General features: G+C 33.1%; 12 protein-coding genes. 4 read left to right on the top strand and 8 right to left on the bottom strand.

The features are described 5' to 3' along the window. Window positions 1-375 precede the first annotated feature (375 nt). Window positions 376-2,793 (bottom strand): phosphoenolpyruvate synthase, encoded by a 2,418-nt coding sequence (gene ppsA / locus MK119_RS23565; protein WP_366512870.1) that lies wholly within the window; start codon window positions 2,791-2,793, stop codon window positions 376-378. A 523-nt stretch (window positions 2,794-3,316) separates the two neighbouring features. Between ppsA and MK119_RS24490 the strand changes: the two genes are divergently transcribed. Then, window positions 3,317-3,451, top strand: a complete 135-nt coding sequence (locus MK119_RS24490) for a hypothetical protein (RefSeq protein ID WP_366512869.1) — start codon at window positions 3,317-3,319, stop codon at window positions 3,449-3,451. Window positions 3,452-3,822: 371 nt separating this feature from the next. On the opposite strand, the gene MK119_RS23555 is transcribed toward MK119_RS24490, so the two are convergent. The 7 genes from MK119_RS23555 to MK119_RS23525 all read right to left on the bottom strand — a co-directional run bounded on the left by MK119_RS23555 (window position 3,823) and on the right by MK119_RS23525 (window position 8,565). After that, a complete protein-coding gene (locus MK119_RS23555; protein ID WP_290684071.1) occupies window positions 3,823-4,962 on the bottom strand; it encodes a type II secretion system F family protein in 1,140 nt (379 codons plus the stop codon). Further along, complete coding sequence (locus MK119_RS23550; RefSeq protein WP_290684069.1) at window positions 4,959-5,429, bottom strand: prepilin-type N-terminal cleavage/methylation domain-containing protein; 471 nt, start codon at window positions 5,427-5,429, stop codon at window positions 4,959-4,961. The genes MK119_RS23555 and MK119_RS23550 overlap by 4 nt, the downstream gene beginning before the upstream one ends. Further along, window positions 5,422-5,703, bottom strand: a complete 282-nt coding sequence (locus MK119_RS23545) for a hypothetical protein (RefSeq protein ID WP_290684067.1) — start codon at window positions 5,701-5,703, stop codon at window positions 5,422-5,424. Before MK119_RS23545 ends, MK119_RS23550 begins: the two co-directional genes overlap by 8 nt. A gap of 23 nt (window positions 5,704-5,726) precedes the next feature. Further along, on the bottom strand, window positions 5,727-6,887 hold the full coding sequence (locus MK119_RS23540; RefSeq protein WP_290684065.1) for a hypothetical protein: 1,161 nt from the start codon (window positions 6,885-6,887) through the stop codon (window positions 5,727-5,729). A gap of 115 nt (window positions 6,888-7,002) precedes the next feature. After that, entirely contained in the window at window positions 7,003-7,473 is a 471-nt protein-coding gene (locus tag MK119_RS23535) for a hypothetical protein (RefSeq protein ID WP_290684063.1), read from the bottom strand. Continuing rightward, window positions 7,470-7,832, bottom strand: a complete 363-nt coding sequence (locus tag MK119_RS23530; protein ID WP_290684061.1) for a fibronectin type III domain-containing protein — start codon at window positions 7,830-7,832, stop codon at window positions 7,470-7,472. The genes MK119_RS23535 and MK119_RS23530 overlap by 4 nt, the downstream gene beginning before the upstream one ends. Window positions 7,833-7,836: 4 nt before the next feature. Continuing rightward, the gene (locus MK119_RS23525) at window positions 7,837-8,565 is read right to left on the bottom strand and encodes a hypothetical protein (protein WP_290684059.1); all 729 of its coding nucleotides are present in this window, start codon (window positions 8,563-8,565) and stop codon (window positions 7,837-7,839) included. A gap of 618 nt (window positions 8,566-9,183) precedes the next feature. On the opposite strand from MK119_RS23525, the gene MK119_RS23520 reads away from it, so the two are divergent. Genes MK119_RS23520 through MK119_RS23510 form a run of 3 tightly spaced genes read left to right on the top strand, consistent with a single transcriptional unit; the run spans window position 9,184 to window position 18,023 of the window. Then, window positions 9,184-9,582: a LytTR family DNA-binding domain-containing protein gene (locus MK119_RS23520; RefSeq protein WP_290684057.1), complete on the top strand. Its 399-nt coding sequence runs from the start codon at window positions 9,184-9,186 to the stop codon at window positions 9,580-9,582. Window positions 9,583-9,637: 55 nt separating this feature from the next. Further along, complete coding sequence (locus tag MK119_RS23515; protein WP_290684055.1) at window positions 9,638-17,605, top strand: DUF6443 domain-containing protein; 7,968 nt, start codon at window positions 9,638-9,640, stop codon at window positions 17,603-17,605. Next, window positions 17,577-18,023 carry a hypothetical protein gene (locus tag MK119_RS23510; RefSeq protein WP_290684053.1) on the top strand — a complete coding sequence of 149 codons (447 nt, stop codon included), beginning with the start codon at window positions 17,577-17,579 and terminating at the stop codon, window positions 18,021-18,023. Before MK119_RS23515 ends, MK119_RS23510 begins: the two co-directional genes overlap by 29 nt. Window positions 18,024-18,298: the final 275 nt, after the last annotated feature.

Here is an 18,298-nt window from a genome sequence, read left to right as displayed (position 1 = left end):
GTTACTGTGGTTGTTTTTTTAAAAAGAAAAAAATGAGGAGAAAGTCATTGGATAATGTTCACTTTTGTATACATGTCAATTTTTATGTCATTGAATACATTGGCGTTATTGAGTGCTGTTTTTATTTTTTACAGGATATGAAATAACTGTTAAATTACAGGCTCAATTATAGAGTATTTTTTTAAGTGAATTATTAATAAACTTTTTGTGGTCTTTAATAATGTTGCTTATTCCAAGTTTTGTAATTACATATTTTGCTATTTTTATGAAAACAAATATGAATATATTTTAGAAAATTATAAGTTTAGAAACGGGAGATTATGCATTATATATTCCTGAAAGAGGGATAAGCGGTTTTTTTGCAAATCTTTGGTATTAGCTATCTTTTTCTATTGTTGCTATAGACGCGATAGTTTTGAGTACAGAATCTGGGGTAATTGAAATAGAGTCGATGCCTTGTTGTACTAAAAACTGAGCAAAATCTGGATGATCAGATGGTCCCTGGCCACAAATTCCTATTTTAGTACCAGAAGCTTTAGCCGAAGCGATTAATGACGAAATCGCTTTTTTAACTGCTGGAGATCTCTCATCGTATAAATGGGACACCAATTCAGAATCACGATCTAGGCCAAGAATCAGCTGCGTAAGGTCATTAGATCCAATAGAAAAACCATCAATATATGTTGCAAATTCAGAAGCCATAATGATGTTAGATGGCAATTCGGCCATGAGGTATATCTGCAATCCGTTTTTGCCGCGCTCAAGACCAAAGGTTTGCATTGTTTTGTATACTTTTTTCAGTTCGCTTACGGTTCTACAAAAGGGAATCATCACAATTACATTATCCAAGCCCATAGTTTCTCTAACACACTTTATCGCTTTGCATTCAAGACCAAATGCTGGTTTATAGGCTTCAGAATAATATCTACTTGCCCCGCGCCAACCAATCATAGGGTTTTCCTCTGATGACTCAAAATACTGACCGCCCAATAGATTGATATACTCATTTGTTTTAAAATCTGAGAGCCTTACAATAACATCCTTAGGATAAAAAGCAGCTGCAATTTTTGCGATGCCATGTGATAATTTTTCGATAAAAAAAGTTTCTTCATTTTTATAACCTATCATCAATTTTTTTAAGGCATCACTTAATTTAGAATCTCCTAGGGTTTGGTGTTTTAGCAATGCCAACGGATGTGCTTTGATGTAGTGGTTTATTATGAATTCTTCTCTGGCGAGTCCAACACCCGCATTTGGGAGTTGTGCTACCTTAAAAGCGATATCGGGGCTCCCTACATTTAACATTAAATCTGTTTTGATTTCTGGTAAATCATTACGATTTGTTTTCTCAATAGAAAAGGGGATAATTCCTTCGTAAACATATCCAATACATCCTTGAGCACAAGATACTGTTACCGTCATGCTGTTGGTTAAAACACCTGTGGCTTCTTTTGTTCCTACAATTGCTGGCACACCCATTTCTCTGGCAACAATTGCAGCATGACAAGTCCTACCGCCTCGATTGGTAATGATACCTGATGCTATTTTCATCAGCGGTTCCCAGTTTGGATCTGTCATATCAGTTACAAGAATATCTCCTTCTATAAACGGTTCTTTTTTTGCAATTTGATAGTATTCTTCCATGGAATTTAAGATTCTAACATTTCCATGCCCAATTTTATCTCCTACAGCAATTCCAGATAAAAGAATTTTCTGATTATTGCCAGAAGCATTAATAGCATAACTCACAAGTGTGTCATTAGAATTGTTTGCATGGACCGTTTCTGGTCTGGCCTGCACAATATAGATGGAATTTGTTTTTCCATCAAGAGCCCATTCTACATCTACAGGGCACCATCTATTATACAGCGAAGTGTAATAATCTTCAATCGCACAAACCCATTTAGAAAGTGTCAATATCTGCTCATCTGATAGGCAGAATCGATTCTGATCCTTCAAAGCGACATTAATTTCTTTAACGGTATGTTCTGTGTTTGTGCTGTATACTAGTTTTTTATTTTTTGCACCAATCTTTTTCTCTATGATTGCATGAAACCCTTTTTTGACTAATGGTTTGAAGGTAATAAACTCATCGGTTTCTACAGTTCCTTGAACAATACTCTCACCCAAGCCATACGAACCATTAATTAACACAATATCTTTAAATCCAGTTTCAGTATCGATGGAAAATGCTACTCCAGAGGCTCCTAAGTCAGAACGAACCATTTTTTGAACACATACCGAAATGCCAATATTTGCAGTATCTAATACCAATGATTTTCTGTATGAAATTGCACGATCGTTATACAATGAAGCAAAGCAACGCTTAATGGCAACCAATACTGCCTCGATGCCTTTTATATTGAGATAACTTTCCTGTTGCCCTGCAAAGGAAGCATCAGGCAAGTCTTCACAAGTTGCAGATGATCGAACAGCTACATCCAATGTATCAGTACGATAGTAATTACACAATTTCTCATAAGAAGAAGCAATTTCTTCACTCATTTTTTCTGGCCAAGTTGCATTGCAAATTAGGCTTCGAATGGTAGTTCCAGCCACTTGTAAGGTAGTAATATCATCTTTTACAATTTGTGCGTTAAGTTTTTGAATTTTGGTTTCTAATTGATTGTGTATGAGAAATTTTTTAAATGCAGTTACAGTGACGGCAAATCCTTTAGGGACGTTAATTCCAAGCGGACCTAAATGATTAATCATGGTGCCTAAGGAGGCGTTTTTCCCACCGACTTCATTTATGGAATTGAGGTTGATATTGTCTAATGATACGGTGAACATACTATGCGTTACGGAAGAATTTATTTGTGTTTCTTCATTCTTATTTCTTACAGTGGTGTCTATCACTACACTTTTGTTTGTCATAGGATTAAGTCTTTTCATAAGAGCGATGCTAAAGTAATTTATACTGTATGTTATTGAATCTAAATTACTTATTTTGAGAAAAATTTATTTTTATAGCTCTTCAATGCTCAAAAAGTATCGTTCAAAGGTTGTTATCCTATCATGAATAGTCTCCAAGTCATATTTGCTTACAAACGCTATCAAAAAGTAATAAATAGTCTCGCTTCTGCACGATTGCATCGTATGGTAAAGGGATTGAATAAAAACTACGTTAAGAAATTAGGGTAGTTTTTTATCTTTAAAGAAAAAGTAGTTATGAGTAGAAATTATAAATTTCACAACCCATAAGGATTATATTTCGTCAGTTTTGCAGTTGTTTTATTGGTTAGATGTTTTTACCAGAAACGAGTATAAAGATGTATTAGTTGAAAGTTGAAGCTACTGGCAAAGAGAAAAAGGAATGGAAATTTGTGCTTGGTGCATCATGACCAATCATGTTCATTTAATTTTCAGAATAACAGATGGAGGAAAACCTCAATTAGTTTTAGGGGATTTTGACGTTTTACTAGCTAAAGCTTCTAAAAATGATCAATGACAACACAGGAGAAAGTCGTAGAGAGTATTTATTAAAGCAATTTGAAAAAGCAGTAAAAGAATCTTAGAATGTTGCGAATTATCAATTTTGGAGTCACGATAATAAGCCAATTGAGTTATGGGGCAATAAAGTCATTCAAGAGAAGATAGATTATATTCATAACAATCCTTTACAAGCGGGATTGGTTTTTCGGTCTGAAGATTATGTATACAGTAGTGCTGTAGATTATTCTGGAGAAGAAGGCTTGCTAAAAGATATTACTGTTTTTAAATTTTTGAGTTAGTTAAGCTGCACGATGCAATTTTGAGTGAGCAGAGATGGTAAATTGAGTTCTGAATGACGTTCCTTGAAGTTTTAACTAACGTTGGTTTTTACGCACCCAAAACCGTTCCTAACTTAAACATTGGTAAATACATCGCTATCAAAATAACTCCAACCATAATGCCTACTAAAACAATAATAAGTGGTTCCATAATGGTAGACATCATTTTCGACTGGCGTTGCACTTGCTCATGATACTGTACATTCAAACGGTCAAAAATAAATTCGGTCTGATTCGTTTGTTCGGCTACTTTTACCAAGGCAATCATTTTATCACTAAAAATAGGATGTGAAGCCAAACTCTCGCTTAAAGTTGCTCCTTGTAAAATGGATTGTTCTACACTTTCCAATGCATCTTGCAACGGATAAAAAGCAATCATCTTTTTTACCAATTGAATACTATTGATGACAGGAACTTTAGAAGCTGATAATAACGCCACTGCTTGGGTAAATTGTGATAAATACACCGTTTTGATAAAGTTTCCAAAGAATGGCAGTTTTGTAAGAAATTTATCTTTAAAACGACGATACCATTCTTGTTTGTTAAATAAAAATCGTGAAGAAAATAAGGCAATCATTCCAATAAAAATCATCAAACCATACGATTTCATAAATTCAGAAACACTAATAATAAATTCAGTAATACCTGGTAATGAAACTTTGTTTTGTCTAAAAATATCTTGAAACATTGGCACGACAAATTGCAGCATAAACAATACTACCAAAAATGCAGTACTCAGTATAATAATTGGATAAGTTAACGCACTAATCACATCACGACGTTGTTGATTCTTTCTACCCAAAAAACTTCCTAATTGTTTTACAACTTCCGCTAAGGTTCCGGTTTCTTCTCCAATTTTGATAGAATAGTATTCGTATTCTGTAAAAGCTTTATGTGATCGAATGGCTTCAGACATGCTTTGCCCATCAATCAAATCTTCTACAACAGTTCCAAGAATTTCTTTGGCAGTTTTCTTTTTCTGAGAATTAAATAAAAGCTCTAAAGCTTCTTTTAATGAAACACCTGCGCTCAGTAATACAGCTAATTCGGTATAGAAATCTTCTTTGAGTTTATTTGAAAATCCTTTTCCAAACAAGACAATCTCTTTTTGTAAAATAGCTGAAAAATCCGATTGTTTCTTCTTAGAAACTGCCTTTTGTTTATTGATATTTTCTAACTTAAAACTCATGGATTCATATAGGTATTTGCAGTATTTCGCTTGTAAATAAATATCGATGCATTTTTATACTCTTTCGCCATTGTCAACTTAAACGCATCGATTTTATTGGAATTGGATTCTACACCTTCAAAGTAAAATTTAGTATCTGTAACTGCTACATCAAAAGTATCGGTTGCTTTTTGAACCGCTGTTTTATCAAAACTATAACTTACTGTATCAATTTCAGAGATAAAATAAAGTGTATTCTCCAAATCATCATATTGAATATGATTGGCACGATGTGCATCAATTGCTAATGATTGTTCTAGTAAAGTCACACTTGTAGTGTGCTTAAAGTTGGTCTGAATACCAAACATTTGCTTTTGTACGAGTTGTAACACCGAAAATGCAATGCCAGCCACAATGACCGTAATCATAATCACAACAATAAGTTCACTGAGCGTAAATGCTTTTAATTTGTGTTTCTGGTTATTCATAACGTTCCAATCGAATTGTTTTTTGAGTTTCTTTATGTGATGCTTCAAAAATCAACTTTTTGTCAACTCTTTCTCCTGAAATATACCAATTGCCAAACTCATCATCGTATGGAATCGTTATTTGATTGTGAGTTGATAAATATATGAGTTCAGAAATATGTGTTTTTACGGTATCGGTATTTTGTCTAACGGTATTGTTAAAAAGTGAATTCAACAAAAAAGATGAAATCATAAAGACCAATACAATCAGTACTGTTGCTACTAATGTTTCCATCAGAGTCGCTGCTTTTATTTTCTTTAGTACAACCATTTCACCACTTTAAATTCCAGATTCTCCAAGGGAAAACCTACGTATTCATCAATGAGTTCTAAACTAGAAACTCCACCATTGTATATATGATTCTGATATACGGAACCAAATTGTTTGGTAATAAATCCACTTGTGTAAATACTTCCAAATACATTTCCAAGCAATTCCATTTGCTGCTCGCAATACAAAAAACCTTCTAAAACAGTATTTTCTTTCATAAGGACTTGTGGCTCAAATCGATTTTTTGTTTCGTTTTGCAAATAGCAAACAATGCCTTTAATACTTGTGTTGTTATCAATGTAAATGTGTTTCTTTTTTTCTCCTATTGAAGGAACTTCCAAATCATTCTCAGTCATTAATACCAATGCTGAAGGATAAGAAAGTTCACAATCTTTTCCGACAATGATTTGCTTACTGGCAATTGCTTGAAAAGTACCTTTTACATTAGATTCAATGTGAATTTCAGGAGCAATAAGTAGTACATCTTTTAGGGAACTTGAAGCTGCTACTTTTATTTTTGTATCCGATCGAACTATAATATTTCCGATAAGCTTTACGCCAAACAAATCCAATTCACCACGACTAAACACTGTTTTTAAAGATTTAGAAAAAGAATTGGTATAGATTTTTCCTTGTTTTAAATTGATAAATTCTTCGTCATTTGATAGAAGTGGGATTTCTTGCAAAAAAGACAAATAGTTTGTCAACTGTAAAGGAAGTTTCGGAAGTGTTTCGTTACTTTTTGAAATTCTTCCATAAACTAACTCACTTCCATAATATGAATTTCCAGAAATTGTTCCTGCGCGAACACCTCTTGATGGTAAATACGTTTTTCCTTGAATTTTTGTATTACCGACCACAATCAAAGGGCGATTTGTTTCTTTTAGATACAATGCAGTTCTGTCTACATTGGGTTGCCAACCGCTCACAAGTGCTAATTTTTCAAAAGACTTTCCTTTGGTTTCTACTTGTGTAAAGACCTTTCCAAATATTCCCCAATAACTTTTATGTATTTTAGTTGTTTTAGCAATATCTTCTTCAAAAATATGTACAGTAGTATCTTGTTTTACAGAAAAATTGTCGAGTTCTTTTAATAATATATTTTCTGCATGTTCAATGGTTTCTATTAATAATTCAGACTTTTTCAAATAGAGAATGTGAATGCACAAGAACTATAAAAACAGACAACAATACGGCAATGATTGCTGAAATCATTATGGCAAACTGTAATGCACCTGCTTTGACTTTGTGAAATTTCATAAACTATTTTGATACTGAAATTATTTTTCGTTTTCCTTTGAAAGAAATAGTGATTGATTTTTTATTGCCTTTCAAAAGTTTGACTTCTTGAATGGTTTTTCCTGTTTTAAAAAGCTGCTGCGTTCCTTTTATATCAATAATGTAGATATTCTGAGAACTTTTTTGTTTTGAAATTACACCTTTATATGCTATTTGTGGGAAGACGATGGAATCTTTTTTAAATGTTGAAACACGTCTAATTGTAGCTTCTTTTTTTTGCTGATAAGGCTTTCCTAAAAAAGGATCGCGATGCTCTGTATTGATTCTAAATGTATCTTGTACAATAGTTTGTTTTGGAGTAAAGTTAACATTCGAATCTGTCACGATAATAGGAACTTGATCAGAACTTATTTTAGAAAAAAATTGATACCCAATAGTTCCCCAAATTCCTAGTACGGCTGTTAATAGGATATATGTTTTTCCCTTTTTTGTCATTCTTCTAACGTGAATGTATAAGTTGTGTAAGGCGTTGTATATTCACTATTGATTGCGCGTACACGCCATTGATATGAATTTCCAGCTTCTAATTGTACTGAAATTGAATTTTCTGTAAGGGTAGTATCTAGTTCTACTTGAAGAATATTTTCAAAATCGGGACGTGCTACACGTACTTGATAGTTTTCGGCATCTTCAACAGCTTCCCAAGACAATGTTAATGTTGTAATATTAAGTGTAGCGTTATCCGAAGGGGCAGCAAGATTTACTGTATCTTTTGAAATATCAGGTACTTCAATAATGTCAGAGCAACTTATGAAAAGTAGGGCGGTGAATATGCTATATATGTATTTTTTCATTGTATTATAATTTAAAATAATCATCTTCTTGAACCGCTTTCGAGGCTTTACGATAGGTATTTGGTGGACAACCTTCAGAGCCATTTACAATATCAGCAATCACAAGTTTACGTTTGTTATTCTCTTTCCAACAAAAGCCTGAGGTTTGATAAGCAAATACAACTCCTGTAGTAAGTTCTAAGGTTTGCTTTTTCCCTTCAAAAGAAACCAGTTGTAAGCTAAATTTCTTGGAAATTGATTGTACTAGGAAAACTTCGGCAGCTTTTTTTAATGCTTTGATTTCATTTGCTGAAAAAGCCACAGAAATACTAGTAACCATTTTTGCATCTTCTTTATTTTCCAAATAGGATCGTAATCCTGTATTTTTTGAATCATTAAGTGCTTTAGTAATGGCTACACGATCTATAAATTGCAGCAATGCATATTCAGGTTTTACTTTCAACGAATCTGAATAGCTGAGAGCTACTTTTTTAGTTTGTTCGTTTGCTTTAACAAAGGCTTTAAATGATTGTTTAGAAAAAGGAATAGGTTGAACACTTAACTTTAACTCTTTTTTAAAAGTTGGCAATGCAATACTTTCATAAGAATGTGAAATGACTGTTCCATTAGACAAACCAATAGAACCTAATTCTACATTGGTTTTGGTAAGTTTTTGTGTTTTTTGATGTACTGAAATTGTTTTACATCCAAACATTAAAAAACTGAGAAGTAATAGGGATATTATTTTATACATATATTCTACTTTAGTCAAAAATAACTAAAGATATCTGGATTTCAGAAAATAATATATAAGCGTAATTTTTTACTAATTATTAGTAGGTTTTAACTTTAGAAATTATTGATTCTATGTCTAAAGATTCTTCAATTAGGTTCATTATGTGATTATTAGAATTAAGCGGTTCGATAACCAACTAAAAAAGAGCAAAACTTTCAAAGGTCATCCATTAGGGTGATTTTTTTGTGTCCATACTTTCAGTGAAACCGGCAACTTTCCAAGTTATTTAGACCATTTTACTGCATTCCCACTTCCCTTTTGACTCATCAATCATATTTTAAAAATATAATACTGTAACTACAGAACCGTAACTAAAAATTAGATCAAAAAATAGTCTTGATTTTAGATGTTTGCACAAAGGATTATTAAGTTTCTAAAATTTCATTAACATATATTTAATAAGAAATTACATCTATTTTTTGTTAAAATTCAACGCTTATTTGAAAAATTCGACGCTTATGAAATAATGTTGTGTAAAAACAGAAAAGTATTTTCCTTTAATACACAAAGACTAAAACCAACTGCCTTTTCCAGAATCAAATTTGAAAGAGTTATTAATTAAAAAACGTATTGTATATGACGTTACAACAAGAAAAAATTAGGCATAAAATCAGAGATAGAGAAAACTATCTTTTGGTAGGCACAAAAAATCAAGGAGAATATCTAAAAAAATCACAAATTCTCTATATGGAAGCCAGTGAATGTTACTCATGGATATATCTAATAGATGGATCAAAAGTGATTAGTTGTAAAGCTATTGGCTACTACCAAGAGCTATTTTTGGATATGAATTTTTCACGTATCCATCGTTCGTACCTTATCAATTTATCTCATTTAAAACTGTATGAGCCACGCTATCGTTTGGTTCATCTAAAAGGAGATATAGTCTTGCCTGTAAGTCACCGCAAGAATCGCGCGATCTCTAAAATGATACATAATCAAAAATCAAATACGCCTTTTAAAATGGCAGTGTAACAACATACATCTTCAAAAAATAAAAACTAGTAAATAATTAAAATTAAAACACTTTATGAAAAAAGTAATTGCATGCTTTTGTCTGCTTTTAAGTTTTGTCTTGATGCAGGCACAACAAAGCTCACCGAATGGTAAGGATGATATTTCTTTGCCAACGATTATTCCGCCAGCTCCTACGGTGGCAAATTTAATGCGATTTGAAGAGGTCTCAGTAGATTTATACTCTGGACAACCAAGTATTGGAATTCCACTTGGACAAATCGCTATTTCAGATATGTTAAACTATCCTATTGGGATTCAATACAACACACAAGGCGTTCGCATTGATGAGCGCTCTGGTTGGCTTGGGACAGGATTTTCTATGGCAACAGGAGGTGTCATTTCAAGAACTGTTCGAGGCATTCCAGATGAGAATAACTCACAAGCACTTGGAAGAGGAGTCTATTTCAATAATTATAAAAACTTTGGAAACTTATCCCATGCTGATCAGGAAGAATTTCTATGGAGAACAGCCAATGGTAATGATAGATATGATTCACAATACGACTTGTATCAATATAATTTCTTTGGAAAAGCAGGACGTTTTATAGTGCAAAATGTAAATGGTCAATTAACGCCTGTAATTATAGGAAGTGATACCAATGATATTATTACTATTTATCATAATGCAAGTCTTGAAATCACAAAGTTTGAGGTAACCGATACCAATGGATATATCTACACTTTTGAAGAGACAAGTTCCAATACGATTTACAATAATACGGTAACAACAAGTCAATTTGGTGGTAGTTCTACAGCGACTACAACTCTTGGAAATGGAGCCGTAAATGCATGGTATTTAAAAGATGTACGTTTGCCAAATGACATTGTACTTTGTAGTTTTACCTATCAAGAAATACAAGAAAACTACAATACTCCTGTTTCAAGGACTAGAAATCAAGTTTTAGGAAATCCTAGTTATGGAACTAATGATGTTGCAAATCTTAACAGAGGAATGCTACTTCCAAAAGAGGTTGCATCGTCACAACAAATCTTTAGTAATCAAAAATATGTAGATGAAGTGACCATGCGTGATGGCACTAAAATTAAGTATTATCTTTCTAGTGGTCATCCAGAATTTGGAGGACATACAATAACTTCAGGAAATTCTGGAGGAAAACTAAATCGCATAGATATTTTTGAACCTAACGGAAATTTACATAAACGTATCAACTTTAGCTATACAACATCGACAAATGATCGCCTGTTTTTAACAAAAGTTACTGAAGTATTTGGTTCAGAAACTTTAAAATATACCCTTGATTATAATAATTTGAATGAACTTCCAAGTTTTGGTAGTGATTTAAAAGATGCTTGGGGATATTACAATGGAGATTATAACGATCCAATAAACAATAACAGTTTGATTACTAATTCACGCTCGGTGAATCCAACGAAAATTACAACAGGAACTTTAGCTTCAATTACGTATCCGCTTGGTGGAAAAAAAGAATTTACCTTTCAAAGTAATGACTTTAGTTATCAAGGAACACAAAATTATGATTACACAAAGATCCCTGAAAACAGACAGATATATAATCGCGCAGGAACGCTCTCTATTCAACTTGATGAAGAAATTTCCAGTAATAAGTTATTACTCTATGTTGACAGAGGTCAAAAATTACAACTTTTTAAAAGTCAACTAACTACTGGGAATTGTGCTGACCTCAGTAAGCATGCACTTTTATTATCAAGAGTGGTTCCCAAGCCAGGAGTAACGGTTACACCTCCATCCAATGGGAATTACTTTGGTGCGGTAGTTTCAGATTTTGAATATGCAGCAAGTAACTTTGCGTATACCTTTACTGTAGAAAATGGATTAGATTTTCCAGTAGTCGGAGCAGGATGGTATTTTGTTGAACTTAGAACACCAGCGGTAGAACTCACTCCGTGTCCTAGTTTTTTAGACACACAAGTTGAAATAGATATTGATTTAAAATATACCGAATACAACCTAGTTACTAAAGTAATGAAAGGTGGCGGACTTCGTATTAAAGAAGTTATTTTTAGTGATAACGGAGCAGAACAACAAAAAACAACTTATACTTATAGAGATAATCATTTGATTGATGATTTTTCGGATGCATCTATTATAGATAATTTTATCTCAAGTGGTTCGTATGAAGCTAACCTTAATAAAAGAACCTATATAAAAGGAAAACAACATCCTTTTATAGATAACTATGTATGTGGAGAAGAAGGAAGTAACTTTATACGTACTCCAAAACTCATTGAGTACCAAGTAGCACGGGATATTAATGAAGTTTTGACACCTACTACCAAAGGAAATTATGTTGGGTATAAAAAAGTGTATGTCAAAAAAGAAAATGCAGGCGGTGAGCTCTATACTTTTACCTCTCCAAGAGATATAGCAATTCTAACTTCAGACAATACCGATTATCCGTTTTTACCAGTGGAAAATAAAGATTATACACGTGGTGTCGTTGAGAAAAAAGAGGTCTTTGATGAATCACAAAAATTACTTGTTGAAGAAATCTATAATTATATAGATGTTTCCAGCATAGCAGAGACTTCTCATGTCATGTATGAATTACAAAATACAGACTGCCCGTGGGATCAGTTTTATAATTCGTATGGAACTTACCAAACAGGGACAGTTGAAAATCCAAGTTCTATATGTGATGTAGAGTTAACGCAAGAACCAAGTGTTGGAACTTGTTATTCTTGGAATATGGATCCAGTAGCAGGAGTAAGTACAGATGTTAGAGCTGTTACTTTTGATTATATCAAAGGAATTTTGTTACCAAGTGAAACTATTCGAAAAGAATTTTTCTATGATGAAAATGATGTGGCTTCTCAAACTGTAACTACTACAAAGTCTCTATACAATTACAAAAATAGAATCAAAGAGAAAACGACAGAATTTACAGAAGCTGGCGTAAATACAATCTACAAAGAAGAGATTCGCTATCCATATAATTATCAAACTTCGGAATATACAACGGATGAGCAAACAGATTTGAACAAGATGGTAACGCTCAATCAAATTGAAGTTCCTGTTCAAACTAAGCAGTATAAAAATGGAACATTGATTTATGATACGCAGCGTATCTTTAAAGAGTTTCATTCAAATGTGATTAAGGTATCAGAGATTAAAAGCGCCAAAGCCAATACATCAAGACAATCAAGAGTACAATTCCATGGATATACCAATTTAGGACAACCGCTCGAAGTATCTCAAACCGATGGAACACGTATTAGTTATGTTTGGGGGTATGATGGCATGTATCCAATTGCTAAGCTTGAAAATGCTTCTTACGAGACTATGACCAATGAGCAAAATACAATTCTTGCAAATGTGTACAATGCTTCTAATGCTGATATTGATACTTCAAGTGAAAATACACTGCAAACTGCTTTAAGTGAACTTAGAAATAAGTTCCCTAATGCAATGGTGACCACATTAACCTATGATCCAATGATTGGTGTGACTCGCACTACTGATCCAAGAGGATATACAAGTTATTTTGAATATGACGTGATGCACAGACTTGAGAAGGTCAAAGATGCAGATAATAATATTCTAAGTGCGAATGAGTATGTATATACAAATGGAAACAATGCTCTTATCAACTATGTAAAATCTTCACTTTATCAAAAAGCTACTCAGGATGGGCTTAATATTGAAAATTGGGATACGATTGAAACCATCAACTATGCAGATGGCTTGGGAAGAGCCAAACAAGCCATTGGTATTGGTCAAGGAGGAAATGGAGAAGATATTGTTACACCATTTAAGTATGATCATTTGGGTAGACAAGAAAAAGAATTTTTACCGTATGCCACTACCTCATTAAATGGGGATTATCATGTAAATATGTTTAACGATCAAGAGGCATTTTACAATACAGCAAAGTATGAAAACACAACGAACCCATATAGTGAGAAGTTATTTGAAAAATCACCACTGTCTAGAGTTTTAAAACAAGGTGCTCCAGGATTAGCATGGAAATTAGACACGATTGCTAATACAGATCATACCATTAAAATGATATATCATACCAATAGTCACAATGGAGTATTTAATGATTTGGCGTATGATAATGTAAAACGTTTTAACGTAAGTTATACAGGTACTGAATTTACAAGTGTTACTCTAAATGAAGATGGTTATTACCTTGCAGGGGAATTGTATAAATCCATTGTAAAAGATGAAAACTGGCAACCAAATCAGAACTTTGAACACGATCATACTGTTGAAGAGTTTACGGATAAATTAGGGCGCGTAGTTTTAAAAAGAACCTACAATGAAGACAAACGTCATGATACGTATTATATCTATGATGATTATGGAAACTTAACCCATGTATTACCGCCATTAGTGGATCTTTCAGATGGAGTTTCTATTGATGAATTGACAAAATTATGTTATCAGTATAAGTATGATCATAGAAATAGACTCATTGAAAAGCAGTTACCTGCAAAAGAGAAAGAATATATCATCTATGATACCTTAGATCGTCCAGTATTGACACAAGATGCAAATCTTCGAGCTGAGAATAAGTGGTTATTTACAAAATACGATGTTTTAGGAAGAGTTGCCTATACTGGATTGGTTATTAATTCAGGTGATCGTGCTGCTGTGCAATCACAAATGGATGGAGTAAATGTGTATGAAACGAAATCGATTACAGCAACTCCAATTGGCAATACGTCTGTTTTCTATACAAACGATAATTATCCAAATGATAGTTCTGTAATTGTACTTTCAGTAAATTACTATGATGATTACAACTGGGACACTGTAAATTCACTGGAAGCTAATTATGATATTAGTGAAACGGCAATGAGTGAGGTCAATGAGGTTACATGGAAAAAAGAACTTGGTGCTTCATGGACAAATTCAGGTTTTATCACAAATGGAACTATCGAAGGAGATGGGTATATTGAATATACCATAGGGAACGATGATAAACGTATGATGATCGGACTTTCGCATCAGGCAACAGCTTCAGCTACAAATTACCAATCGATTAACTATCGAATTTATACAGGGTATAACAACAACCGTTTATATGTATACAATGGTACAGCTCTTGAAGTGATTCCAGTGATGTACGCTGAAGAAGGTGATACGATGCGTGTGGAACGTTATGGAAATCAAATTCTGTACAAGAAAAATGGAGAGATTTTCCATGTAATTACTACCAATTACTCAGGAATACTTGTCGGAAGCGGTTCACTTTATGATACAGGAGCTGAAATAGATAATCTACATATTGGTTACGCAGTTTATGGACAAGCCTTTGCTCAAAATGTAAAAGGACTTCCTACAGGAGGAAAAGTTCGTACTATTGGTACGAATGATTGGATAACAAGTGAATCGTATTACGATGAGAAAGCACAGGTAATTCATGCGACTTCCAAAAATGTATACTTAGATACGCAAGAAGCCGTGAGTACACGTTTAGACTTTACAGGAAAACTTCTGGAGAGTAGAACTACGCATATTAAAGCCAGTAATAGTCCAATTGTTACAGTTGATCAGTATGTATATGACGAAAACTCTCGTTTATTATATCAAACCAAACAAATCAATGGAGGTCATAAAGAACTAATTTCTAGACATCATTACGATGCGCTAGGACAATTAGAAATGAAACAAGTTGGTGGCACACTTCCTAATATCAGTACGTATACCAATCTTGTAAATGTTTTTACAACTGGAAATACCATTACCAAAACAGGAAGCAATAATGCTTGGGACGGAGCACTCACTACAGAAACAACAATTACAGGAGATGGGTATCTTAGCTACAAGATGCCACAGGATAACAAATCAGTAATTATTGGACTTTCTCAGACGGCAGAAAACAATAGTTATGGAAGTATAGATTATGCCATCTATACAACTGTATCAGGAATAGTTCGTGTGTATGAAAACGGTGTAAATAAAGGAGATAAAACGACCTATTTTACAGGAGACACTTTTAAGATTGAACGTAGAGGCACAAAAATGTACTATCTTAAAAACGGAGAAATATTTTATGTTTCTAATGCATCAATAAATCCACTAATGGGAGATATTTCTATTTATAGCACTGGAGCAAAAATTGAAGACTTAGTACTTGTGGATTTAGAAAAAGAACTCCAAGAAGTTGACTTTACTTATAATGTAAGAGGTTGGTTAAAAGGAATCAATAACGTAAATGATCAACATAATGATTTGTTCAGTTTTGCAATCAAATACAATGATATTGCTGATGTAAACAAACAGTTATTCAACGGAAATATCAGTAGTACACTTTGGAGAACCAAAGGACAAGATAATTCGCTAAAAAACTATGTGTATCAATATGATGCACTCAATAGAATTACAAATGCTACCGATAATACAGCAAACTACAATCTAGATTTAGTAAAGTATGACCGCAATGGAAACATTACAGATTTAATTAGAAAAGGGCATAAAGATGCTAATGCAACCGATTTTGGCATCATGGATAATTTATCCTATCAATATTCAGGGAATCAGTTATTAAATGTAACCGATGCTAGCAGTGTAGCATTTGGATTTAATGATGGTAACGTACATTCAAGTACGGATGCTACAAATGCCAACAATGATTACAGCTACGATGCTAATGGAAATATGATTTCTGATAAAAATAAGAACATCAGCAGCATCACCTACAATTATTTAAACCTACCAACGCAAATAACATTTGTCAGTGGAAGTACCATTTCGTACATTTACGACGCAAGCGGAACAAAACTTGAAAAAATAGTGGATGATGTTCAGTTTGCAGGGACAACACATACCTATTACGCTGGGAATTACATTTACAAAAAAGGAAATGCTCAGGGACAGCAAAGTGTTGTACTTACGTTCTTTAATATAGAAGAAGGCTATGTAGAGCCACAATTTGATCCAGTAAAGACCACAAAAATAGTTGGATACAATTATACCTATCAATACAAAGACCACTTAGGAAACATTCGATTGTCCTATGAAGATATGAATGGTGATGGAGTTATTAGTGCTGAAACAGAGATCAAAGAGGAAAATCATTATTATCCATTTGGACTCAAAATGAAAGGATTCAATAATCAGATTGTAGGTAGAGATCATAATTACGGATATAATGGTATTGAAGAGTCTAATGAACTCGGAAATAACATGTTGGAAATGGACTTACGTCAATACGATGCTGCCATTGCACGTTGGGTTGTGACTGATCCTGTAACACATCATTACTATTCGCCGTATCAAGCGTTTGATAATAATCCAATATTCTTTGCTGATCCAAGTGGTGCAGATTCACAAACTGATATATTCGGCAGGAATCGTTTTGATAGTAAAGGACCGTATATCAGGCCTTCTGGCAGAGAACAAAAAGATAATATCGAACCTCCAAAATCAGAGACACCATATTTCCAAAGTTTACCTAATCGAATAGATTTTGTGAATACTAAATCTACAGAAGAAAAAAAGTTTTTTTTAAATCATGTTATAGAATGGTTTGGCTTTATAAATAAATTTGGGAGTAGAATGAATTTGTATTCAAATGCTGTAATTGATTTTTATGCTACACCAAAAAAGAAAGAAAATGAAAAAACTGCAGGAAGAAAAGTTGCTGATTTTCTTGGAAATGTAATAGGTGGTGATTCTGATAATAATCATTCTGTAACTCTAAAATTTGATGATGGTAATCGAGTGACAATAGGATACTTTAAGCGTATTAGAGAGGACAATAGTAATAATTTTAGACCAACGATTGAAGATATTAAATTCGAGCCAAATCTTGGAGGTACTCCTGGAAATCATAGAATTTTAATGCAATCTACGAATGTTACAGCTAATGGGCCTACACCAATAATTTATATGTTTTTTCAAGGAAAAAACAGAGATTTATATGACAAAGTCAAACAAAAAATATTAGATTATAAGTACGAAAGTGTTCCACTTAGACCATATATTAAAAAACGAAAGAATGGAAAACAAAAGAAAAATAAGAATTAATATTATTCTACTCATATTGATGATAAATTTTACCTCTTGTCACAATAATAAGGAATATGTAAATAAGTTAGAAGGAAACTGGTATAGTATTCAAGACAATACCTACCTAGAATATTTCATAAAGAAAAATGAAATATATGTCTATTCTGTTGCAGCTGGCTACTTGTACAAATATGACTATATTATAAGAAATGATTCTATTTTTAATAAACTAGATGAGAATTTAAAAACTGATGATTATAAATTTTATAATAAAATATTGAAAATAAGCCCTGATACATTGCATTTTTCTTACAGGAAATTAATTAGACTTGATAATGAAAATAGTCTAGAAGATTTAATTCTAAAGAAGATCAATAAAGAAGAGTATGTAGCTTCAAATCTTAAAAGAGAGGAAAAAAACAATCGTTCCAACTAGTATTTTTAGTAATAGTTTTAAAAAACCCCCCCTAGCTAGCGCTCGTCTGTGACGAGTGACGTACAGAGTAATCGACAAAGAAAAAGCTTTTACAGTAATGTAGAAGCCCCTAGATGGCGCTAGTATGTCCGCGTCAGAGTGATCGCTATCGCTAGTTTTCAAAACTAGTGGCGGTAAGAGTAAGCAAAGTACTAATTTTAATATAGAAGAAAAGCAACCATAGTTTAGTTACTGTGGTTGTTTTTTTATAAAATAAAAGAAATGGAAATATTTAA

This window comes from Kordia sp. (genome assembly GCF_022447245.1).
Taxonomy (GTDB): Bacteria; Bacteroidota; Bacteroidia; order Flavobacteriales; family Flavobacteriaceae; genus Kordia.
Note: the sequence above shows the minus strand (reverse complement) of the source record. Positions and strands in the feature narration are given on the sequence as shown.